Source organism: Luteimonas sp. 100069, assembly GCF_003813845.1.
Classification (GTDB): Bacteria; Pseudomonadota; Gammaproteobacteria; order Xanthomonadales; family Xanthomonadaceae; genus Luteimonas; species Luteimonas chenhongjianii.
In genome coordinates, this window is the sequence record NZ_RPFN01000001.1 from 1,081,657 (window position 1) to 1,103,574 (window position 21,918).

At 68.5% G+C, this 21,918-nt stretch carries 19 protein-coding genes and 1 riboswitch; of the genes, 16 read left to right on the top strand and 3 right to left on the bottom strand.

The features are described 5' to 3' along the window. Positions 1–39: 39 nt before the first annotated feature. Complete coding sequence (locus EGK76_RS04795; protein ID WP_123831812.1) at positions 40–2,121, bottom strand: 3-hydroxyacyl-CoA dehydrogenase NAD-binding domain-containing protein; 2,082 nt, start codon at positions 2,119–2,121, stop codon at positions 40–42. 270 nt (positions 2,122–2,391) lie between these two features. Between EGK76_RS04795 and rpoE the strand changes: the two genes are divergently transcribed. From rpoE to recO, 9 genes are all read left to right on the top strand, one after another. Beyond that, complete coding sequence (rpoE, locus tag EGK76_RS04800; RefSeq protein ID WP_096298690.1) at positions 2,392–3,018, top strand: RNA polymerase sigma factor RpoE; 627 nt, start codon at positions 2,392–2,394, stop codon at positions 3,016–3,018. Beyond that, positions 3,015–3,953, top strand: a complete 939-nt coding sequence (locus tag EGK76_RS04805) for an RseA family anti-sigma factor (protein ID WP_096298688.1) — start codon at positions 3,015–3,017, stop codon at positions 3,951–3,953. The genes rpoE and EGK76_RS04805 overlap by 4 nt, the downstream gene beginning before the upstream one ends. Before the next feature lie 160 nt (positions 3,954–4,113). Beyond that, positions 4,114–5,580 (top strand): Do family serine endopeptidase, encoded by a 1,467-nt coding sequence (locus EGK76_RS04810; RefSeq protein WP_233580197.1) that lies wholly within the window; start codon positions 4,114–4,116, stop codon positions 5,578–5,580. 184 nt (positions 5,581–5,764) lie between these two features. Further along, positions 5,765–7,561, top strand: coding sequence for a translation elongation factor 4 (gene lepA / locus EGK76_RS04815; protein ID WP_199730873.1), 1,797 nt, complete (start codon positions 5,765–5,767; stop codon positions 7,559–7,561). Between the two features lie 60 nt (positions 7,562–7,621). Continuing rightward, entirely contained in the window at positions 7,622–8,416 is a 795-nt protein-coding gene (gene lepB, locus EGK76_RS04820) for a signal peptidase I (protein ID WP_096298684.1), read from the top strand. Positions 8,417–8,441: 25 nt separating this feature from the next. Further along, positions 8,442–8,822: a DUF4845 domain-containing protein gene (locus tag EGK76_RS04825; RefSeq protein WP_096298682.1), complete on the top strand. Its 381-nt coding sequence runs from the start codon at positions 8,442–8,444 to the stop codon at positions 8,820–8,822. Beyond that, a complete protein-coding gene (rnc, locus tag EGK76_RS04830; RefSeq protein WP_233580156.1) occupies positions 8,806–9,489 on the top strand; it encodes a ribonuclease III in 684 nt (227 codons plus the stop codon). The genes EGK76_RS04825 and rnc overlap by 17 nt, the downstream gene beginning before the upstream one ends. A 44-nt stretch (positions 9,490–9,533) precedes the next feature. Next, entirely contained in the window at positions 9,534–10,439 is a 906-nt protein-coding gene (gene era / locus EGK76_RS04835) for a GTPase Era (protein ID WP_096298678.1), read from the top strand. 128 nt (positions 10,440–10,567) lie between these two features. Then, on the top strand, positions 10,568–11,284 hold the full coding sequence (recO, locus tag EGK76_RS04840) for a DNA repair protein RecO (RefSeq protein ID WP_096298676.1): 717 nt from the start codon (positions 10,568–10,570) through the stop codon (positions 11,282–11,284). Positions 11,285–11,287: 3 nt separating this feature from the next. Here recO and EGK76_RS04845 read toward each other — a convergent pair whose 3' ends face one another. After that, a complete protein-coding gene (locus tag EGK76_RS04845) occupies positions 11,288–12,025 on the bottom strand; it encodes a response regulator (protein ID WP_123831815.1) in 738 nt (245 codons plus the stop codon). A gap of 50 nt (positions 12,026–12,075) precedes the next feature. Here EGK76_RS04845 and EGK76_RS04850 point away from each other — a divergent pair, with 50 nt between their 5' ends. The 7 genes from EGK76_RS04850 (at position 12,076) to EGK76_RS04880 (ending at position 19,521) form a co-directional block, all read left to right on the top strand. Next, positions 12,076–14,085, top strand: coding sequence for a hypothetical protein (locus tag EGK76_RS04850; protein WP_123831816.1), 2,010 nt, complete (start codon positions 12,076–12,078; stop codon positions 14,083–14,085). A gap of 32 nt (positions 14,086–14,117) precedes the next feature. Continuing rightward, entirely contained in the window at positions 14,118–14,699 is a 582-nt protein-coding gene (locus EGK76_RS04855; protein ID WP_123831817.1) for a YdbL family protein, read from the top strand. A gap of 300 nt (positions 14,700–14,999) precedes the next feature. Then, the gene (rlmD, locus tag EGK76_RS04860) at positions 15,000–16,340 is read left to right on the top strand and encodes a 23S rRNA (uracil(1939)-C(5))-methyltransferase RlmD (RefSeq protein WP_187346086.1); all 1,341 of its coding nucleotides are present in this window, start codon (positions 15,000–15,002) and stop codon (positions 16,338–16,340) included. A 4-nt stretch (positions 16,341–16,344) separates the two neighbouring features. Beyond that, entirely contained in the window at positions 16,345–16,848 is a 504-nt protein-coding gene (locus EGK76_RS04865; protein WP_123831818.1) for a CYTH domain-containing protein, read from the top strand. A gap of 188 nt (positions 16,849–17,036) precedes the next feature. Next, positions 17,037–18,020 carry a beta-N-acetylhexosaminidase gene (gene nagZ / locus EGK76_RS04870; protein ID WP_096300571.1) on the top strand — a complete coding sequence of 328 codons (984 nt, stop codon included), beginning with the start codon at positions 17,037–17,039 and terminating at the stop codon, positions 18,018–18,020. After that, a complete protein-coding gene (locus tag EGK76_RS04875) occupies positions 18,017–18,577 on the top strand; it encodes a hypoxanthine-guanine phosphoribosyltransferase (protein ID WP_096298665.1) in 561 nt (186 codons plus the stop codon). Before nagZ ends, EGK76_RS04875 begins: the two co-directional genes overlap by 4 nt. A gap of 188 nt (positions 18,578–18,765) precedes the next feature. Next, entirely contained in the window at positions 18,766–19,521 is a 756-nt protein-coding gene (locus EGK76_RS04880; protein WP_123831819.1) for an S-methyl-5'-thioinosine phosphorylase, read from the top strand. Positions 19,522–19,661: 140 nt separating this feature from the next. Here EGK76_RS04880 and EGK76_RS04885 read toward each other — a convergent pair whose 3' ends face one another. Then, positions 19,662–21,545 carry a TonB-dependent receptor gene (locus EGK76_RS04885; protein ID WP_123831820.1) on the bottom strand — a complete coding sequence of 628 codons (1,884 nt, stop codon included), beginning with the start codon at positions 21,543–21,545 and terminating at the stop codon, positions 19,662–19,664. Between the two features lie 131 nt (positions 21,546–21,676). Further along, positions 21,677–21,897: riboswitch (cobalamin riboswitch) on the bottom strand. Positions 21,898–21,918: the final 21 nt, after the last annotated feature.

A 21,918-nucleotide genomic window follows, 5' to 3' on the forward strand; every position in this document is an offset into this window, starting at 1 on the left:
TCAGGGCCCGGCGCGACAGGGCGTCGCGCCATGCGCGTATCAGGCGGTACGCGGCACCGGCTGCAGCGCCGGATTGTCCCAGCCCGGACGCGGTGCGAAGCGATCGCCGTGGCGCGCCTGCAGCGTGCGCAGGCGTTCGACGATGACATCGGCGCCGGTTTCGCGGATGTACTGGATCGGGCCGCCACGGAACGGCGCGAAGCCGGTGCCGAAGATCACACCCGCATCGAGCAGATCGGCGTCGGCGACCACGCCGTCGTGCAGCGCGGCTACGGCTTCGTTGAGCAGCGGCAGGATCAGCCGGTCCTGCAGATCCTCGGGCGCGCGATAGTTCTTCGGCAGCTCGGGCTTCTGCGCCTTGCCGTCGGTCCAGGTGTAGAGGCCCTGGCCGTCCTTTTTGCCGCGCCGGCCCGCTTCGGGTGGCGATGCCAGAGACGCCGGAATCCGCAGGCCCAGGAACGGCGCGAGTTCCTGGCCGACGCCCGACGCCACGTCCAGGCCCACGGTATCGATCAGTTCGATCGGCCCCATCGGCATGCCGAAGTCGACCGCGGCCTTGTCGATTGCCTTGCCGGGAATCCCCTCGGCGTACGCGCTCGCGGCCTCGAGCATGTAGGGGAACAGCAGACGGTTGACCAGGAAGCCGGGGGTGCCGGCGACGGGAACGGGGAGTTTGTCGATCGCCTTGCAGAACGCAGCCAGGCGCTGCGTGGTCGCCTCGTCGACGGCGTCGTGGTGGACGATCTCCACCAGGGGCATCGAGGCGACGGGATTGAAATAGTGCAGGCCGGCAAACTGCCCGGGCCGGGCGATGCCGCTACGCAGTTCGTCGAGCGGGATCGAGGAGGTGTTGGTGGTCAACAGCGCGTCCGCGGGCAGGCGGGGTTCGATATCCGCGTACAGGCTGCGCTTGGCCTCGGCGTTCTCGATGATGGCCTCGATCACCAGGTCCGCGTCCACCACGCCATCACCGGCGAGGTCGGAGCGCAGGCGCGCTGCCACCTCGGGCCGCTTGGCAGTGTCCTTGACCTTCTTTTCGAAGAGCGTTGCGGCACGTGCCTGCGCCTTGTCGATGAACGGCTGCTCGCGATCCTGAAGGGTCACGTCGAAGCCCTTGTAGGCCGACCATGCCGCGATGTCTCCGCCCATGACACCGGCGCCGATGACGTGCACGCGCCGGATCGGAGCCTGGCCGCCCGCAGCCTTGCCGCCGAGCCCCTTGAGCCGCTCCATCAGGAAAAACACGCGGGTGAGGTTGCGCGCCGTCGGCGTGCCGGCCAGCTTGACGACCGATTTGCGTTCGGCCGCCAGCCTCGCGCGGGTATCGCCCGACGCGCGGCGCCAGGTTTCGATCATCGCGTACGGGGCCGGGTAATGCTGCTTCTTCGCCTTGCGCGCGACCTGCTTGACCAGCACCGGAGCCAGCACCTGGCGCACCGGCCAGATGTTCGTCGCCCAGCCCATGAAACGCTGCTTGAAAGGACGCTCGGCACCCTTGAGCGCGAGCGCGATTGCCGCATCTACGAGCAGCGCCTGATCGACCACCTTGTCGACGAGGCCGATGCCGCGCGCGGCTTTCGCCGACAGCGCGCGGCCGGTCAGCATCATGTCGAACGCCGCCGGCGCGCCGACCAGCCGCGGCAGCCGAACGCTGCCGCCCCAGCCCGGATAGATGCCCAGCTTGACCTCGGGCAGGCCGATCCTGGTCGACGGGACATCGCTGGCGACGCGGTAATCGCAGGCCAGCGCGATTTCGGTACCGCCACCCATGCAGAAGCCGTGGATCGCCGCCACCGTGGGGCAGGGCAGCTCGGCCAGGCGCTGGAAGGCCATCTGTCCGCGACGGATCGAATCGCCGATCGTGCCCTTGGCATCGAACGCCTGGAACTCGCGGATGTCCGCGCCGGCAATGAAGCCCTTGGCCTTGGCCGAGCGGATGACCAGCGCACGCGGCGGATCGAGGGCAAGGCGTTCGAGCAACGCATCGAGTTCGATCAACACGTCCTGCGCGAAGGTGTTGACCGATTCGCCGGCACGGTCGAATGCGAGGACGAGCACGCCGTCGTCGCGCGATTCGGCTTGCCAGTGACTGAAGCGGAGCCCGTCGAGACCTGCGAACATACGGCACCATTCTTTGGAGTATGGGAATCCGCCTATGATCCCGAGGTTGCTTCGGCGCCGTCAAATCGGCGTTTGAAAACAGCGGCCGACTGGATCAGCGGAAAGCGTGTCATCGGGGCACCGCCTGCGACTTGGCATACGCGGGCATCGCCCCCAGACCATGCGTTGGTGCGCGGCAACACTGCCACACCGGCTGTGAGGAACTTTTCGCGCAGCGGCCTGTCTTACTGCCCGTGCCAGGCCGGGCTTCTTCTGAGGAGATCCGGTCCGATGGCCGAGCACAGCGACAGCCGGGAGCGAACTGAACTGGACGAGGAACTGGTCAAACGGGTGCAGGGCGGAGATGTCGCGGCGTTCGATCTGCTGGTGCGCAAATACCAACACCGGATCGCGGCACTGATCGGTCGCTACATCTCGGACTGGGGCGAAGTGCAGGACGTCGCACAGGAAACCTTCATCCGCGCCTACCGGGCGATGGCGAACTTCCGCGGAGATTCCCAGTTCTACACCTGGCTGCATCGCATCGCGGTCAACACGGCGAAGAACCACCTGGTTGCCCACAACCGGCGCCCGCCGACCGACGCCATCGACGTCGAGGATGCCGAGCAATTCGACAGCAGCATCCGCCTGCGCGACAGCGACACGCCAGAGCGTGAACTGATGCGTCAGCAGCTGGAACAAACGGTGATGCGCGCGGTCGAAGCTCTGCCCGAGGAACTACGGCTCGCGATCAGCCTGCGCGAGGTCGACGGCCTGAGCTACGAAGAGATCGCCGAACGCATGGGCTGCCCGATCGGCACCGTGCGTTCAAGGATCTTCCGGGCCCGCGAGGCGATCGATCGCGAACTGCGGCCTTTGATGGACAACGAGAGACAAGTGGAGCGCGTGACCCGATGAACACAGTCGACGATATCGAAATCCTGCAGCCCGGTCCCGATCCCGACAAGCTCGAGCGCTTCCACCGCCAGCAGCTGTCGGCGATGCTCGACGCTGAACTGTCGCACGACCAGGCGCGCTTCCTGCGCCGCCGGCTCGAACACGACGCTGAACTTTCGGGCTGCTTCGAGCGGTGGCAGGTCTGTGGCGATGTGCTGCGCGGTCGCCATGTCTCGCTGTTGCCGCCCGACTTCGCCGAACGCGTGGCGCGTGGCATCGCCACTGACGGCACTGTCTCCGTGGTCATCGCGGACGCCAGGCGCCCGCGTCTGCTGCGCTGGGGCGGCGGGGCTGCGCTCGTGGCTTCGGTCGCACTGGTGGCCCTGTTCGTCGGCCGCCCGGGTGCGGTCGATGCGCCCGTGACTGCGACGCCGGCGGTGGCCAATGCCGCGCCGGTGACGCCTGCTCCGGTCGCGGTCGACGCGATCGCGGATGCGTCCATGCAGGTGGCGGACCTGCAGGAAAGTGCGCCGGCGGCGGTCGCCGCAGCAGCACCCCGCGGCGCCACCGAGCGTGCTTCGCGCGGCCAGTCGCAGCGCGCCGCGGTGCGTGTCGGCCAGGGCCTTCAGCCGGCCGAGACGCGCGCGGTCGCTTCGTCTCCCGCGACGCGTGCTGGCGAGGGCGCTGGCGCACATGCCGGCGTCGGCGTGGCCATGGCCATGGCTGGCGCCGCAGCGGCCGAACCGGGCTTTTCCGACGTGCCGGCCGTTGCCCGCCCGTGGCCGAGGGCGTCGTCCCTTTCCGCCAACAGCAGCTTCTCCGTCCGTCAGGGCGAACGGTTCGCTGCGCCGTCGTGGGATGCGCGGGAAACCCAGACCAGTACGGTACTGCCACGGTTCCCGGTCGATCCCGCCGATGCCGCGTCCGTTCCCGGCGCGTCGCAGATGCTGCCCTGAGTTCCCTGAAAGCTCACGGTGGCGTGCGCCGGCGCGCCTCCCGCGAGCGTGATTCCGTCCCATTCCACATTCCACCGAGTCCAGCATGACCTCGATGAAAAAGTCCCTGCTCACGATGTCCCTCGTCGCTGCGCTGTCGGCCGCGACGACTGCTTTCCTCATGCCTGATGCCGTCGCGCAGTCCGCTGCGCAGACGCCTGCCGATACCGCAGCCAGCGTGTCATCGACGTCCGCCGCGCCCCTGGTCAGCGGGCTGCCCGATTTCACCCGTCTGGTCGAGCGCGTCACCCCTGCGGTCGTGAGTATCGAGTCGACGATCGGCGCGCGTCAGGCGAGCGGACAGCAGATGCCGGACGATGCGCAGATCCCGGAGATCTTCCGCCGCTTCTTCGGTCCGGGCTTCGAGATGCCCGGCGGTCCGGGCGGCCGTGGCAGCGCGCCGCGGGGCACCTCGATGGGCACCGGCTTCATCATCTCTTCCGACGGCTACCTGCTGACCAACCATCACGTGGTGGACGGCGCCGACGAGGTGAAGGTGCGGCTGTCCGACCGTCGCGAATTCGTCGCCAAGGTGGTCGGCAGCGACGCGGAGTCCGATGTCGCGGTGCTCAAGATCGACGCGACGGGGCTGCCGACGCTGCGTTTCGGCAACGGCGCGAGCGTCAGGCCGGGCCAGTGGGCGGTCGCGATCGGCTCGCCGTTCGGGTTCGAGCAGTCGGTCACCGCCGGCATCGTCAGCGCGGTGCAGCGCTCCAACCCCTACGCCAACCAGCGCTACGTGCCGTTCATCCAGACCGATGTGCCGATCAACCGCGGCAACTCCGGTGGCCCGCTGCTCAACGTCGCGGGCGAGGTGATCGGCATCAACTCGCAGATCTTCAGCAACTCCGGCGGCTACATGGGCGTCAGCTTCGCGATCCCGATCGACGTGGCCGCGAACGTGGCCGAGCAGATCAAGAAGACCGGCAGCGTGCAGCGCGGTTCGCTGGGCGTGCAGGTCTCGGCGATCACGCCGCAGGACATGGCCGGCTTCAAGCTGCCCGACACCAAGGGCGCCCTGGTCCAGGAGGTCCTGCCCGGCAGCCCCGCGCAGAAGGCCGGCATCGAGCCGGGGGACGTGATCCGTTCGGTCGACGGCACCGAAATCGTGTCGTCCAGCGAGTTGCCGCCGCTTGTTGGCAGCAAGACGCCGGGCACCCGGGTGCGGGTCGGGATCTTCCGCGAAGGTCGTACCCGCGAGTTCGACGTCACCCTGTCGGCGCTCGAGGGGGCAGCGACTTCCGCCGCGGCGGGTACGCAGTCGCAGGCGCCGGCCGCCGCGACGGGTGGCAATGCGCTCGGCCTGGTTGGCCGCGATCTCGACGCGGCCCAGCGTCGGCAGTACGGGCTCGGCAACGATGAGGGCGTGCTGGTGGCCAATGCCGGGACGGGCGCCGCGGCCAGGGCCGGTATCGCGCCGGGCGACGTCATCCTGCGGGTCGGCCGCACGCCGGTCGCCAGCGCGGCGGCGCTCGACCGCGCGCTGCGCGAGATCAAGCCGGGCGATACCGTGATGCTGCTGGTCCGCGGACGCAGCGGCGGCACCCAGTACCGGGCCGTGCCGGTGCCCGGCGCCGCCGAGCGCTGAACGGCAACAGTCCCGGCAGCCATGGAACGGCCCGCTCGCGCAGCGGGCCGTTCCTTTTCCGGCCCTCATTGGCGCGCGCGCCTGGCCGGTCACGACCCGGCCGCGTGCGGTGCGGGCGCTGTGCGATAATCGCCCGTTACCTTTTCGACGACGGCCCGGCCGCCGCCCAATGACCCACGATCCGATGCGGAACATCCGCAACTTCTCCATCATTGCCCACGTCGACCATGGCAAGTCGACGCTTGCCGATCGCATCATCCAGCTCTGTGGCGGCCTGCAGGCGCGCGAGATGGAGGCGCAGGTGCTCGACTCGAATCCGATCGAGCGCGAGCGCGGCATCACGATCAAGGCGCAATCGGTCTCGCTGCCTTACAAGGCGCGCGACGGGCAGATCTACCACCTGAACTTCATCGACACGCCCGGCCACGTGGACTTCTCCTATGAAGTCAGCCGCTCGCTGGCCGCGTGCGAAGGCGCGCTGCTGGTGGTGGACGCGGCGCAGGGCGTCGAGGCGCAGTCGGTCGCCAACTGCTACACGGCGGTGGAGCAGGGCCTGGAAGTGATTCCGGTGCTCAACAAGATCGACCTGCCCACGGCCGACATCGAGAAGGCCAAGGCCGAGATCGAAGCGGTGATCGGCATCGACGCCGAGGATGCCGTCGCGGTCAGCGCGAAGACGGGGCTCAATGTCGAAGAGGTGCTCGAGGCGATCGTGCACCGCATTCCGCCGCCGAAGCCGCGCGATACCGACCGGCTGCAGGCGCTGATCATCGACTCCTGGTTCGACAACTACCTCGGCGTGGTGTCGCTGGTGCGCGTGATGCAGGGCGAGATCACGCCCAAGAGCAAGATCCTGGTGATGTCGACCGGGCGCACGCACGACGTCGACAAGGTCGGCGTGTTCACCCCGAAGCGCAAGGAACTGCCGGCCCTGCGTGCAGGCGAAGTGGGCTGGATCACCGCGTCGATCAAGGACGTGCACGGTGCGCCGGTCGGCGACACGCTGACCCTGGCCGCGAAGCCCGCCGACAAGGCGCTCCCGGGGTTCCAGGAAATGCAGCCGCGCGTTTTCGCGGGCCTGTTCCCGGTCAACGCCGAGGACTACCCGGACCTGCGCGAGGCGCTGGACAAGCTGCGCCTCAACGACGCCGCGCTTCGCTTCGAGCCCGAAAGCTCCGAGGCGATGGGCTTCGGCTTCCGCTGCGGCTTCCTCGGCATGCTGCACATGGAGATCGTGCAGGAGCGCCTGGAGCGCGAGTACGACCTCGACCTGATCAGCACCGCGCCGACGGTGATCTACGAGGTGCTCAAGACCGACGGTGAAGTGATCTCGCTCGACAATCCGGCCAAGCTGCCGCAGTCGAACCTGATCGAGGAAGTGCGCGAGCCGATCATCCGCGCCAACATCCTCACCCCCGAGGCCTACATCGGCGCGATCATCAAGCTGTGCGAGGACAAGCGCGGCGTGCAGATCGGCATCCAGTACATGGCCAGCCAGGTGCAGATCAGCTACGAGCTGCCGATGGCCGAAGTGGTGCTGGATTTCTTCGACAAGCTCAAGTCGGTCAGCCGCGGCTACGCGTCGCTCGACTATCACTTCCTGCGCTTCCAGGCCGGTCCGTTCGTGCGCGTGGATACGCTGATCAACGGCGACAAGGTGGATGCGCTCTCGCTCATCGTCCATCGCAGCCACGCCGACCGGCGGGGTCGCGAGCTGACCGAGAAGATGAAGGAACTGATCCCCCGTCAGCAGTTCGACGTGGCGATCCAGGCTGCGATCGGCGCGCAGATCATCGCCCGGACCACGGTCAAGGCGCTGCGCAAGAACGTGCTGGCCAAGTGCTATGGCGGCGATATCTCGCGCAAGAAGAAGCTTCTGGAGAAGCAGAAGGAAGGCAAGAAGCGCATGAAGCAGGTAGGCCGCGTCGAGATCCCGCAGGAAGCCTTCCTCGCTGTGCTGAGCACGTCGCGCGAGTCCTGATCCGTGGTTTGATATCGCCGGCGCGCGCGCCGGCCCGTCCGAGTTATCCGAGGATTCCGCATGAAATGGTTCGAGACCGCACTGGTCGTGCTGACGTTGCTGACCGGCGTTATCTGGCTGCTCGACAAGCTGGTGCTGGCGAAGGCGCGTGCGCGCCGTGCCGGACTGCTCGAGGAGAAGGAGCCGGTCGTCGTCGACTACGCGAAGGCGTTCTTCCCGGTCCTGATCGTCGTGCTGATCCTGCGCAGCTTCGTCGCCGAGCCGTTCCGCATTCCGTCGAGTTCGATGATGCCGACGCTGCTGATCGGCGATTTCATCCTGGTCAACAAGTTCAGCTACGGCATCCGCCTGCCGATCACCAACAAGAAGATCATCGACATCGGCGAGCCGGCGCGGGGAGACGTGGTGGTGTTCCGGCCGCCGCAGCATCCCGATCAGGACTGGATCAAGCGCGTCATCGGACTGCCCGGCGACACCATCGAATTCCGCGACAACCAGGTGTACGTCAACGGCACTCCGTTCTCCTATGAGCGCGTGGGGACCTACGAGGGTGTCGGCCGCGGCGCGGAGATGACCGGCGCATCGCTTTATGTCGAGCAGATGCCCGATCGCCGCCACGAGATCCTGCAGATAGACCAGGCCGCGCCCTTCCACCTGGGCGAGGGCACCTTCCATGTGCCGCAGGGGCATTATTTCGTCATGGGCGACAACCGCGACCGCAGTGATGACGGCCGCTTCTGGGGTACGCTTCCCGAAACGCAGCTGCGTGGCAAGGCGTTCCTGATCTGGATGAACGTCGACACCACTGCGCCGGGTTGGGTCGATTGGGGAAGAATCGGCCAGGGCATCAAGTAACCACCATCGGCTCCAGGGGACCTCAATGAAGCGCACGCAACGCGGCATCACCCTGCTGGGATTCATCATCGTCCTGGCAGTCGTCGGCTTCTTCGCCTATGTGGGCATGAAGCTCTTCCCGATGTATTCGGAGTACTACAGCGTCAAGGCTGCGCTCAAGGGCCTGGCCAGCGAGCCGGGCACCGCATCGTCGGATCCCGCGCGCATCCAGGACCTGTTCTTCCGCCGCCTGTACATCAGCTACTCGGAAAACGTGAAACCGCAGAACGTCAAGATCCGTCGCGCCGACAACGGCTGGCTGATGGACGTGCAGTACGAGGTCCGTGTGCCGCTTGTTTTCAATCTCGATGTCGTGGGCAAGTTCCACGCGACCCAGGCGCTGGTGCGCGGTGGCAACGGAGTTTGATCGCCAGCAGGGCCGGTTCGCGGGGCATGTGTTCCGCCAGCCCGAGCTCCTGACCCAGGCGCTGACGCACCGCAGTGCCGGCGCCCCGCACAACGAGCGCCTCGAGTTCCTCGGCGATGCGATCCTCGGCGCGTTCATCGCCGAGGCGCTGTATGCGCGCTGGCCCAATGCCGACGAAGGCACCCTGACCCGCGCGCGGGCCGAACTGGTACGCGAGTCCTCACTGGCCGCAGTGGCGCGAGAGCTCGATCTTGGCGCGCGACTGGTGCTGGGGCCGGGTGAACTGAAGTCCGGCGGGCATCGACGCGATTCCATCCTGTCGGACGCACTCGAGGCGGTGATCGCCGCCATCTACCTCGACGCCGGCCTGGAAACCTGCCGCGCCGTGGTGCTGCCGCTGTTCGAGAAGACCTTCGTGGCGCTGGCCGGCGGCCGTGTCGCCAAGGACGCCAAAACCCGCCTGCAGGAGTGGCTGCAGGGCCGGCAGAAGGCGTTGCCGGTCTATGAACTGCTCGCCGAAAGCGGCGAGGAACATGCCAAGACCTTCCTCGTGCGCTGCGTGCTGGCCGATGCCGGGCTCGCGGCCGATGGGCAGGGCACGTCGCGCCGGGCCGCTGAACAGCAGGCGGCCGAAGCCCTGATTGCCCAGCTCGAAGCCGCGCACTGACAGCCGGAGCACAGCGGGGCGCCGGCACGCCGTAGAATGCCGGTATGACCGAACCCCACACCACGCCCCATCGCGCCGGCTCCGTTGCCGTCATCGGCCGACCCAATGTCGGCAAGTCCACCCTGGTCAATGCCCTCGTAGGCGCCAAGGTGAGCATCGTCTCCAACCGACCGCAGACCACCCGGCACCGCCTGCTCGGCATCGCGTCCTTCCCGGAGGGCCAGTTGCTGCTGGTCGACACGCCCGGCATCCACCACGAGCAGAAGCGGGCGATGAACCGGATCATGAACCGGGCCGCGCGCGGCGCGCTGGAAGGCGTGGACGCCGCGCTGCTGGTAGTCGTGGCCGGACGCTGGGACGACGAGGACACGCTGGCGTTCGACACGCTGCACGAGGCCGGCGTGCCGGTCGTGCTGGTCGTCAACCAGGTAGACCGCATCAAGGACAAGACCCAGTTGCTGCCGTACCTGCAGAAGGTGACCGAAGGGCGCGACTTCGCCGGCGTCGTGCCCTTGTCCGCGCTCAAGCGCAAGGGTCTCGAGCAGCTGGTCTCGACCGTACTGCCGCTGCTGCCCGAACAGGGCGCCCTCTACGGCGAAGACGAGATCACCGACAAGAGCCAACGATTTCTGGCCGGCGAACTCGTGCGCGAGCAGCTGATGCGCCAGCTCGGCAACGAGCTGCCGTATGCGACGACGGTGGAGATCGAGAGTTTTTCACTCGATGGCAGGATGCTGCGCATCGGCGCGGTGATCTGGGTCGAACGCGAAGGCCAGAAAGCGATCGTGATCGGCAAGGCCGGCACCCGCCTGAAGGAGATCAGCACCAAGGCCCGCATGGGCATGGAACGGCTGTTCGACGCCAAGGTATTCCTGGAAACCTGGGTCCGCGTGCGCGAGGGCTGGTCCGACGACGAGGCCGCGCTCAAGGCGCTGGGCTACGGCGACTGACGCTCGCCGCGTGGGCATGCGCCTGATGTCGGACGGACTGGATCCTCGCGCCGTTCGCGCCTCCTCGCTCCAGCCATCCGGCGTCGCCCATCCTGTCAGCCTCGGCTGAGCGGACCCGCGGAGCAACCGTGCGTATCGAAGACGAGTCCGCGTTCGTACTGCATGCGCGGCCATGGCGGGAGACCAGCCTGCTGGTCGAGGTCCTGAGCCGCGATCACGGACGTCTGGGTCTGGTCGCGCGCGGCGTGCAGGGCCCGAAGAAGCATGTGCTGCGGGCTGCGTTGCAGCCGTTGCAGCACATCCGGCTCAGTGCGGTGCTTCTGGGCGAACTTGCGCAGCTGCGCGGGGCCGAAGCGCTCGACGCGGCGCCCCGCTTGACCGGCGATGCGATGCTGGCCGGCTTCTACGTCAGCGAGCTGGTGCTGCGGCTCGCGCCCAGGCAGGACCCATCGCCAGCGTTGTATGAAGCGTTCGACCAGGTGCGCCAGCGTCTACCGCAGCCGGGCCTGGCATGGACGCTGCGCAGGTTCGAGCGCGACCTGCTCGACGCGATCGGCCTGGGGTTCGCCTACGACACCGATGGTGACGGCGAGCAGATCGACCCCGCGGCCCGCTACCGGCTCGACCCCGAGCACGGCCCGCGCCGGCTGCATCTCGATGGAGGTTCCGCCGACCGTACTACCGCCCCGACGGGCGCGGCGCTGCTGGCGATCGGCGCCGATATCGCGCCGGCGGCTGCCGACATGGCCAGCCTGCGACGCGCGTTCCGCGACGTGCTGCGCCACCATCTGGGGCCGCGCCCGTTGAAGTCCTGGGAACTGGCCGCGGACCTGGCGCGGCGTTGATCCTCAGCTGCCCCCGGGGGCGTGCGCGCTGGCCCGCGTCTCGGCGAGCGCATGAAGGAACGACTGCAGCGCGGGCGCCGAGTCCGGTTCCGCACTGAGCAGACGTGATGCCAGTCCCAGCCGTTCGGCACCGACGAAGCCGCAACTGGCGCGCAAGCGGTGCAGGGCGCCCAGCAATGCAGCGGCATCGCCATCCGCAGCCGCGGTTTCGATCTGCTCGCGGGTGCCGTCGAGTTCGCCGATGAACAGTTCGCGCAGGCCGCGGACGTTGTGCATCTGACCGCCAACCGCGGCCAGCGCGGACTGCTGGTTCCATAACGGCGCTTCGCCACTGCGGCGCGCATCGGGCATTGGCGGCGCCGCAGGGACGCGGTTGACCGGGTGGCGCGCGAGCACCCGGCGCAGGGCGCCCTGCCAGTCGTGGGTCGAGACCGGTTTGCTGAGCGCGATCGCGAAGCCCTCCGCGCACAGTGCATCGAGCGCGCGCCGCTCGCGCGCAGCGGTGTGTGCGATGGCGGGCGTGTCGCGACCATCCGCGCGGAGCCTGGCGAGCAGGGCTGCGCCGGTGCCGTCGGGGAGATTGGCGTCGATCAGCCACGCGTCGTAGGTATTGCGCGACGCCAGCGCGAAGCCGGTCTCGACCGAGTCGGCAATGTCGACTTCGGCCGGAAGCGCCGCACTTGCGGCGTGCAGGAAACTGCGGCTTGTAGGGTCGTCCTCGACCAGCAGCAATCGGTTCATCGCATCCTCGATGTGACGGGTATCCTGCGGCGATGCCGCGCCCCGTTCCGATGATCCTAACCCTGTTTCTGGCCTGTGTGCCGTTGCTCTTGCAGGCGCAGTCGATGCAGGCGCGGATCCAGCGGGTCGAGGCCGCCGGTACGACCCTGCGCGACGTCCGCGTCCGCCTGGATTGGCCTGCCGACGCCCCCGAGGGGCGCCTGCGGCTGCAGGCGGGCGATCTCGACGCGGGCGCACTGGGCTGGCGCTTCCGCGAACTGGACTGGCAATGCCCGCTGCAGCGCGAGACCACCGGCGTGACGCCGCGCTGGCGTTGTGCCGGCCCCGTGCGCAGTGGCGACGGGCGGGCGCTGCACCTCGCGCTGGTGCTCGACGCGGCCGCGACCGCCGCGACGCTGGTCTCCGGTGACACGCGGGTCGGCCTGATCCGCGACAGCGCGACGCCCGAGATCACCCGCATCGATCTCCGCCAGGTGCCGGCGGCGTGGGTCGAGGCGCTGGTACGCGAGGCCTGGTCGGTGGCGCGGCTGCCGCGCGGCAGACTGGACGGCAAGGTTCGCATCAACGCACACAGCGCGCGGCCCCTGGGCGTGGACGCCGACCTCGCAGTCACCGCGCTCGCGCTGGAGACCGACGACGCGAGCGCGGCTGCCGACGGGCTGACAGGCGACCTCGCGATCCGCTTCCTGCTGCCCGATGACGCGCTCACGGCAACGGTCGACGGTCGCCTGCGCGGTGGCGAACTGCTGGTGGGCAACGCCTATGTCGTCCTGCCGGAATCGCCGGTCACGTTCGGCGTGGACCTCGCGCGCGCGGGTGCCGGGGACTGGGCTCTGCCTCGGCTGAAGTGGCGTGACGGGGCCACGCTGCAGGTCGATGGCCAGGCGCGATTGCGTCCGGATCTCGGGATCGCCTCGCTCGGTCTCAGCCTTGCCAGCCACGATGCCGCCGCGGTGCCTGGACGTTACCTCTCCGGCTGGCTCGGCCAGGCCGGTATCCAGGGGCTGACCCTGAGTGGCGGTTTCCGCGCCGGCCTCGAGCTGGACGACGCTGCGCTGCGCAGCGCGGAGCTGTCGTTGACCGGGCTGGACGTCGGCGATAGCGACGGGCGGTTCCGTTTCGACCGGCTCGACGGTGCAGTGCGCTACTCGTCCGCGGCGCCGGTGCGCGGCAGCGTCGGCTGGCAGGGTGGCGCGCTCTACGGCATGTCCTTCGACGCTGCGGACTGGCACCTGGAGAGCCGGGACGGCCTGCTGCGACTCCGTGAGCTGGTCGAAGTGCCATTCCTCGGCGGGCAGGTCGGCTTCGACTCTCTGGAGGTGCAGCTGCCGTCGGCGCAGTCGGGGCTGCGTATGGCAACGGCACTGCGGCTCGATGCGATCGATGTCGGCGCGCTGGCCCGTTCCCTGGACTGGCCGGCCTTCGAGGGCACGCTGACCGGCCACATTCCAACGGTGCGCTATGCCGACAACCGCATCGATTTCGATGGTGGTCTTTCGATCGGTCTGTTCGATGGCCGCGTGGATGTCTCATCGCTCGCGGTCGAACGTCCGTTCGGTGTACTGCCCACCGTCACCAGCGATCTGGTCCTGACCGGACTCGACCTGCACGCGCTGACCGGTGTATTCGGCTTCGGCAGCATCGAGGGCCGCCTGCACGGACGTATCGACGGGCTGCGCCTCGTCGACTGGAACGCGACCGCGTTCGTCGCCGAACTGCACACGGAACCTGCGCCCGGCGTACGCCAGCGCATCAGCCAGCGCGCGGTGCAGGACATCTCGAGCGTCGGCGACGCTTCGTTCGTGACGACGCTGCAGGGCAGGGCAATCGCGCTGTTCGACGATTTCGGCTATCGCGGCATCGGGATCTCGTGCCGGTTGCGCAACGAAGTCTGCAGGATGGGCGGCCTGCGTTCAGAGGGCAACGCCTTTACTATCGTGCGCGGCGCAGGCCTGCCGCGGCTGGACGTCGTGGGGTTCAATCGTGATGTCGACTGGCCGACGCTGGTCGAGCGCCTCGCTGCCGCCGCGGGTGGCGATGTTGCGCCGGTCATCGAATGAGCGGCGCCCGATCAATCAGAGGAGACAAGCAAATGGCGCGTTGGATGGGTTTGCCGGCCGTGGCCGCATTGGCGTTGACCGCCTGCGTGACGATCAATGTCTATTTTCCCGCAGCCGAAGCCCGTGAAGCGGCGCGCGAGTTCGTCGAGAAGGTGATCGGCGACGAGCCGCCGGCGACGGTGCCTGGTGGTGGCATGGCTGTGACGGCGCCGCGCTTCGATCCGTGGATGCTGCTCGGTATCGGCAGCGCGCACGCGCAGACGCCCGACATCAACATCCGCACGCCGGCGATCCTGGCGATCCAGTCACGGATGGAGCAGCGTTTCAACAGCACGCTGCGGCGGCATTTCGACTCCGGCGCGCTCGGCTTCGGCGGTAACGGCATGATCGTCGTGCGCGACGCTTCGCAGTTGCCGATCAAGGACCGGGTGGCCGTCAATGCCGCAGTCGCCGACGACAACCGCGACCGCCAGGCGGTGTATCGCGAGATCGCCGTCGCCAACGGTCATCCGGAATGGGAATCGCAGATCCGCGACGTGTTCGCGCGCCAGTGGATCGCCAGTGCCCGGCCTGGCTGGTGGTACCAGCAGGGCGGCAGCTGGATGCAGAAGTAGCGCCGGATCTTTCTGTGGCGGCATCCGATGGATGCCGCTGCGCAGCCGATGTGACTGGCGGTGGGTGGGACTGCGGTCGACGGCGGTAGCGGGGGGTTGCGCCGGCGCAGGTGACGCGCGCCTGACGTCGCGCACCGGGCCGCGAGTTTCAGTCTCCCTCGCACGCGGGTCCATCGGACGCTCATCCGCGGGGCGGCGCTGCAGCGAGTGCTTCCAGGCGGCGCTGAGAGATCCCAAGCCCAGATGCGCTGCACGCATCTGCGACAATACGCGGCCCTTTTGCCCAGCAGCCTTCGCCACGTGGCCAGATCCCGCCGCCTCGACCAGACCCCATTCTCCGCCGATATCGTCGATCTGACCCATGACGGTCGCGGCGTCGCGCGCCTGCCCGATGGCAAGGCCGTGTTCGTCGCCGGCGCGCTGCCCGGCGAGCAGGTCATGGCGATGCGGACGGCGCGTTCGCGCCATTTCGACGAGGCGACGACACTCGAGGTCGTTTCCGCCTCGCCGCATCGGGTGATACCCCGATGCCCGCATTTCGGCGTGTGTGGAGGCTGCGTGCTGCAGCATCTCGACGCCGACCAGCAGATCCTCGCCAAGGCGCGCGTGCTGCGGGAAAACTTCGAGCGCATCGGCCATGTGACGCCGCAGCGCTGGATGGAACCGATCGTCGACCGCGCCTGGAACTACCGCCGCAAGGGCAGGTTCTCGGTCAAGCGGGTGGACAAGAAGGACAGGACGCTGGTGGGCTTTCGCGAGCGCGATCCGCGCTTCGTCGCCGACCTGCGCGAGTGCCATACGGTGATCGAACCGATCGCGGCGATCATTCCGTTGCTGTCGGGCCTGATCGACGGACTGGAAGCGCGCGCGACGATTCCGCAGATCGAATTCATCGCCGGCGATCCGCGCCCCGAGTTCGACGGCATCGCGCTGGTCTTCCGGCATCTGCAACCGCTCAGTGACACCGACGCGTCCGCACTGCTCGCGTTCGGCCAGGCGCAGCGGATGGCGATCTTCCTGCAGCCGGGCGGCGTCGACAGCGTGCATGCGCTTTGGCCGGCCGCGCCGGCGCTTTCGTTCCGCCTCGAGGACTGGGACGTCGAACTGGGGTTCCGGCCCCTGGACTTCATCCAGGTCAACGCCGGCCTCAACCGCACGATGATCGCCCGCACCCTGGAGCTGCTTGACGTCCAGCCCGAGGACCGGGTGCTCGATCTGTTCTGCGGACTCGGTAATTTCACCCTGCCGCTGGCGCGTCGCGTGCGCGAGGTCGTCGGCGTCGAAGGCGAGGCCGGGCTCGTCGCTCGCGCGAAAGAGAATGCCCTGCGCAACGGCCTGGCGAACGCGCAGTTCCATGCCGCCGATCTGACCCAGGATCAGCGCGGCGCGCCATGGATGCGGCAGGGCTTCGACAAGCTGCTGCTCGATCCGCCGCGCTCGGGCGCGATCGACGTGCTGCGCCAGCTGCCGCTCGAACGCTTCGGCCGAATCGTCTATGTGAGCTGCCACCCGGCATCGCTGGCGCGCGATGCCGGGTATCTGGTCAACGAGCGCGGATGGACGCTGTCCGAGGCTGGCGTCATGGACATGTTTCCGCAGACCGCGCACGTCGAGTCCATCGCCCTGTTCGAGAAGCGCTGAACCCATGGGCATCGAGATCGAGCGCAAGTTCCTGGTGACCGGCGATGGCTGGCGCGCGGCCGCGCATGCGGTCGTGCCGATGGCGCAGGGCTATCTCAACGACGCCGCGTCGATTGAAACCGGCGCGCAGAAGGCGTCGGTGCGGGTACGCATCGAGGGCGAGGCCGCGTTTCTCAACATCAAGTCGCGCGATGCGGGTACCACCCGCCAGGAGTTCGAGCTGCCCCTGTCGATGGACGACGCGAAGGCATTGCTGGAGCTCTGTGTCGGCGGGCGTGTGGAGAAGCGCCGTCACCTCGTGCGCCACGCCGGGCATCTGTGGGAGGTGGACGAATTCCTCGGCGACAACGCCGGCCTGGTGGTCGCCGAGATCGAGCTGGACGATCCCGACGAGACCTTCGCCCACCCTGACTGGCTGGGCGCGGAAGTGACCGCGCAGACGCGTTACTTCAATCTCGCGCTCGCCGCGCGCCCGTTCTCCAGCTGGGATGCCGCCGAACGCGGCTGAAGCTGTAGCCTGCCGGGGCTGCGCCCCAGGACCCGCGTTTTCATCTGCGCGGCCCGCAGGCGCCGGCGTCAGCGCTTGGGCCGAGACGCCTCGGCACGGCCGGCGCTCCACACGGCAACGGCATACACGCCGGCATCTGCGACAATGCCGGTCCGCGTCGTCCGGCGCGCTCGATGGAGATGTCAGCAATGCTTGTGATCGGCGTGGCCGGCACCGAACTCACCGCGCAGGAGCGTGACTGGCTGCAGCACGACGCCTGCGCCGGCGTGATCCTGTTCAAGCGCAACTTCGCCTCGCGCGCGCAGATCCGTGAACTTTCCGCCGCGATCCGGGAGGCCGCGCCGCGTCCGCAGCTTGTCTGCGTGGACCAGGAGGGCGGCCGCGTGCAGCGCTTCCAGGAGGGCTACAGCGAGCTGCCGTCGCTGGCCGGCTTCGGCGTGCAGTACCTCGCCGATCCCGCAGCAGCGACCGCTGCCGCGCGCGCGCATGCGCGGCTGATGGCGCAGGAAATCCGTGCCAGCGGTGTCGACCTGAGCTTCGCGCCGGTGGTCGATGTCGGCCATGGCAATCTGGCGATCGGGGACCGCGCGTTCTCCGACGATCCGCACGTCGTCGCGGCACTGACCCGCGCCTATGTCGAAGGCATGCACGAGGCCGGCATGGCGGCGACCCTCAAGCACTTCCCCGGCCACGGTTCGGTGCGCGAAGACACGCATTTCGACGACGCGGTCGATCGCCGCAGCCTCGACGACATCCGCGCCCACGACCTGGTGCCGTTCGTCGCCGGAATCGACGCGGGCGCCGACGCGGTGATGCTCGCGCACGTGGTGTACCCGCAGGTCGCGCCGGAGCCCGCCGGCTACTCGCCGGTTTGGATCAACACGATCCTGCGCGAGGAAATGGGCTTCCGTGGCGTGGTGTTCTCCGACGACATCGGCATGGCCGCTGCGTTCTCGGCCGGTGGCATCAAGGCGCGCGTCGATGCGCACCTCGATGCAGGCTGCGATGTCGTGCTGGTCTGTCACCCCGAACTCGTCGCCGAGTCGCTGGCCGCCGTCGAAGGCCGCGCGCTCAACACCATGGCCCTGACCGGACTGATCGGGCGTGGCCCGCTCGGCTGGGATGGCGCACTGGCCGGCGCTCCCGCCGGCCGCACCGGAGATATCGCATGAACGTGCCCCGCCTCGACGACGTACTCGACACCGCCGACCTGCTGTTCGACCGCGACACGTTGGAAGAGGTCATCGAGACCATGGCCGAGGAGATCGCCGACGACTACGGCGACGACGACCAGCCGCCGGTGTTCATCACCATCATGCACGGCGGCATGCCGTTCGCCGCGCAGCTGGCCTTTGCGATCGGCGAGAACGAGGTCGATCTCGAATTCGACTATCTGCATGCCACGCGCTACCGCGGCGCCACGACCGGATCCGGCCTGGCCTGGCTGCATCGTCCTGCGACTCCGCTGCAGGGGCGTCGCGTGCTGCTGGTCGACGACATTCTCGACGAGGGCCATACGCTCAAGGCGGTACGCCAGTGGGTCGAGGACCAGGGCGCGGCCGACGTGCGGGTCGCGGTGCTCGCGGTCAAACTCCACGATCGCGGCATCGCCGACGTCGAAGCCGATTACGTCGGCGTCGAGGTGCCGGACCGGTACGTCTTCGGCTACGGCATGGATTTCCACGAGCAGGGGCGCAATCTCCCCGGGATTTACGCACTCGCGGAGTGATCCGCATGCGCGCTGCAGTGTCGCTGGGCGAGTGCGGCGCCGAACGGGCGTAGCCGCAGGCCGCATTCTCGGCGCGAGCGTTCCCCGGGTGCTGCGCGCGGCCTCGAGCCGTCCCAGAACCGTTTTCGTTCACACCGCGTCAGCGGACAATGTCCGCCTCCGCTTCCGTCCCACATCGCGAGAACTTCATGGACCTTGGCATCGACCTCGCCGTCATCGGCGGCACCGGCCTCTACCAGCTGGCCGAACTCGAGGATGTCGAACCGCATCAGCCGGTCACGCGCTATGGCGCGCTGTCGGGCCCGGTACGGGTCGGCACCCTGGACGGCCGCCGCGTGGCATTCCTTGCCCGGCACGGCGAAGGGCACTCGGTGCCGCCGCACCGGGTGAACTACCGCGCCAATCTCGCCGCGCTGCAGGCGCTGGGGGCCAGGCAGGTCCTGGCGCTCAATACCGTCGGCGGCATCACCGAACGCTTCGGTCCACGCGTGCTGGCGTGCCCGGACCAGCTGATCGACTACACATGGGGCCGGGTGTCGACGTTCTCCGAGGAGGAGGGCAGCGACTTGCTGCACATCGATTTCGGCGATCCCTATACGCCGGCGCTGCGCCGGCGCGTACTCGATGCAGCGGCGGCCGCGGGCGTGACGCTGGTCGACGGCGGCTGCTATGGCGCCACACAGGGCCCGCGGCTGGAGACGCGCGCGGAGATCGTGCGCCTGCGTCGTGACGGCTGCGACCTGGTCGGCATGACCGGGATGCCGGAGGCGAGCCTGGCCCGCGAACTCGGGCTCGATTACGCATGCCTGGCGATCGTCGCCAACTGGGCGGCGGGCGCAGGCCCGCAAGTCGACGAAGTGATCACGTTCCAGCACGTGCTCGACAACGTCGCTGCCGCGTCGTCGGGCATTCCGCCGCTGCTCCGGGCGCTGCTGGCCGCCTGAGCGGTGGCCTGCGGTGGCCTGCGTGGGCCTGCCCGCGGGATGCCGACAGCGGAGGCGGATGCGTCGGCAGGTTGCGCATCCGCACGTGTCACGCCACGCCCTGCAGGAATGAAAGCCCCGCATTGCGGGGCTTTTCCGCTTCAGCGGGCGACCGGTGCCCAGCGCAGCGCCAGCCCGTACTCGCGGCCCGGCTGGTTGTACCAGGCGATGGTTTCGTAGGCCTTGTCCAGGAGATTGCTCGCGCGTGCTTCCAGCGTCCAGTCGGGGTCGAACGCCCAGGCCACACGCAGGTCCAGCGTGCCGTAGCCGGCCACGCGCACGGTGTTCGCCAGGTTGTCGAACCGGCCGCTGGCAGCGCGCAATGTGCTGCCGATGCGCAGCTCGCCGAAGTCGCGGTCGATGTCCAGACGCGCCGTGTTGCGCGCACGGCGTGCCAGCAGGTTGTCGTGGTTCACGCCTTCGCTGCGGTCGCGGGGATCCACATGACCCAGCTCTCCCCTGAGGTCCCAGCCAGCGGCAGCGACCGCAAAGGTCAGTTCAGCGCCGCGGATGCGCGCCTGTTCGATGTTCAGGCCGGTGCCGAGGTAGTCCGGCGGCGGGTAGAGCAGCACGATCAGGTCGTCGATGCGGCTTTCGAACACGTCGAACGTCCAGTTCCAGCCCTCGCCGTCCTGCGAGACGCCGAGATTCACGCTCCTCGAGCGCTCGGGCCTGAGGTCGGGGCTTTCCGAGCCGGGGTAGTACAGGTCGTTGAACGTCGGGGCCTTGAAGCCGGTGCCGGCGGTCGCGCGAAGACGGATGCCGCGGGACAGGTCCATGCCCCAGCCGAGGCTGCCGGTGCCGTGGCCGCCGAACTGTTCGTTGTCGTCATGGCGCGCGCTTGCCTGCAGGCGATGTGCGCCGAAACGGGCCTGGTATTCGGCGAAGGTGGCAAAGGTGTCGCGCCGGGTGACCGCGTAGGCGGTCATGCTTTCGACGTTGTCGGACTGCCAGTCGAACCCCAGGCTCAAGGCCTGCGTCGGCGCGAGGTCGAAGCCCGCCTGCAGTGCTGCGGTATCGCGGCGGGTGTCGAACCGGCCCACGTCGCTGCGCGTGCCGTTGCCTTCGTCGTAGAAATAGGTCGTCGACTTGTCGTACGCGCGGCCGGCCTGCGCCGTGAGGCGCACGACCTCCGATGGTGCATAGCCCAGTGTGGCCCCCGTGACCTGCTGCACGTTGTGGGACTCGTTGCCACCGAAGATGCTGCCGTCGTATTCGTTGAGGGCATCGGCATGCAGGGCGTTGGCCTCGAGCGTGAGCCCGTCCGCCAGGTCCAGGCCACCGCGCAGATTGAGCGAACGGTTGCGGTAACCGTCGCGGTCGGGCTCGTCGACGAAGCAGCCCTCCAGCAGCGTGCCCGAACCCCGACAGGCGTCGATGCCGTCGGTGCGCTGGAACGCGGCGTCGACGCCGAACCAGGCATGTCCGCTGCGGCCTCCGATGCCGGCGCTGGATTCGCGCAGCGCGTGACTGCCGACGCCGAGCCGCGCGCGTGGCGTGATCGCGCCATCGCTGCGCCGGGTGAAGATCTGGATCACGCCGCCGATGGCTTCCGAGCCGTACAGGCTCGATCGCGGACCGCGCACGATCTCGATGCGTTCGATCTGGTCCACCGGGATGTCCTGGATGGCGGCGAAGCCGGCGGTTGCGGTGCCGATGCGGATGCCGTCGAGCAGTACCAGGACGTGATCGGACTCGGCGCCGCGCATGAAGATGGTGCTGACCTTGCCGGGACCGCCCTGGTTGCTGATCTGGATGCCGGCGCGGCCTTGCAGCAGCCCGGGCAGGTCGCGGGCCTGGCTGCGCTCGATCTCGGCGCGGTCGATGACCTGGGCGGGTACCAGCGTCTCGCGCAGGCTGCTGTGCATACGCGAGGCGGTGACGAACACGGTGTCCAGATCGCTGGCGCCGGCAGCGGGCGCTGCCTGGGCAAGGGGCGAGGCGAGGGCGGTGAAGATCGCCACGCTCAGGGTACGGAACGGCATTGCGGTCTCCTTGCGGCACGCGCACCCGCGCACGAACCGCGTTTCGGTCATGAGGATCGCAGGACGACGGACAGGCTGCCGGTCGGGCACGCATGCGCGCCCGGAACGCCGCCGCGATGCCCGCCGCATCGCAATCGAAGAGGCTTCGTGGCCGGTCTCCGGACTTGCGCGTGGGAGTGGACTCCCGGGCGTCGCGCCTTCCCGTGCTCGGGCACAGTGGCGGATGCGACGCCTTGGACACGCTTACCGTTGCGGGGGCAGTGCCGGACTGGCGCTCGAGGCGCGTCACCGGCTTCCCGTTTCAACCCGGGCGGCAGAACGCCGGCGGGTCACCATGAAGCTGCGCGGATTGTACGTGAGCGGGAACCACTCG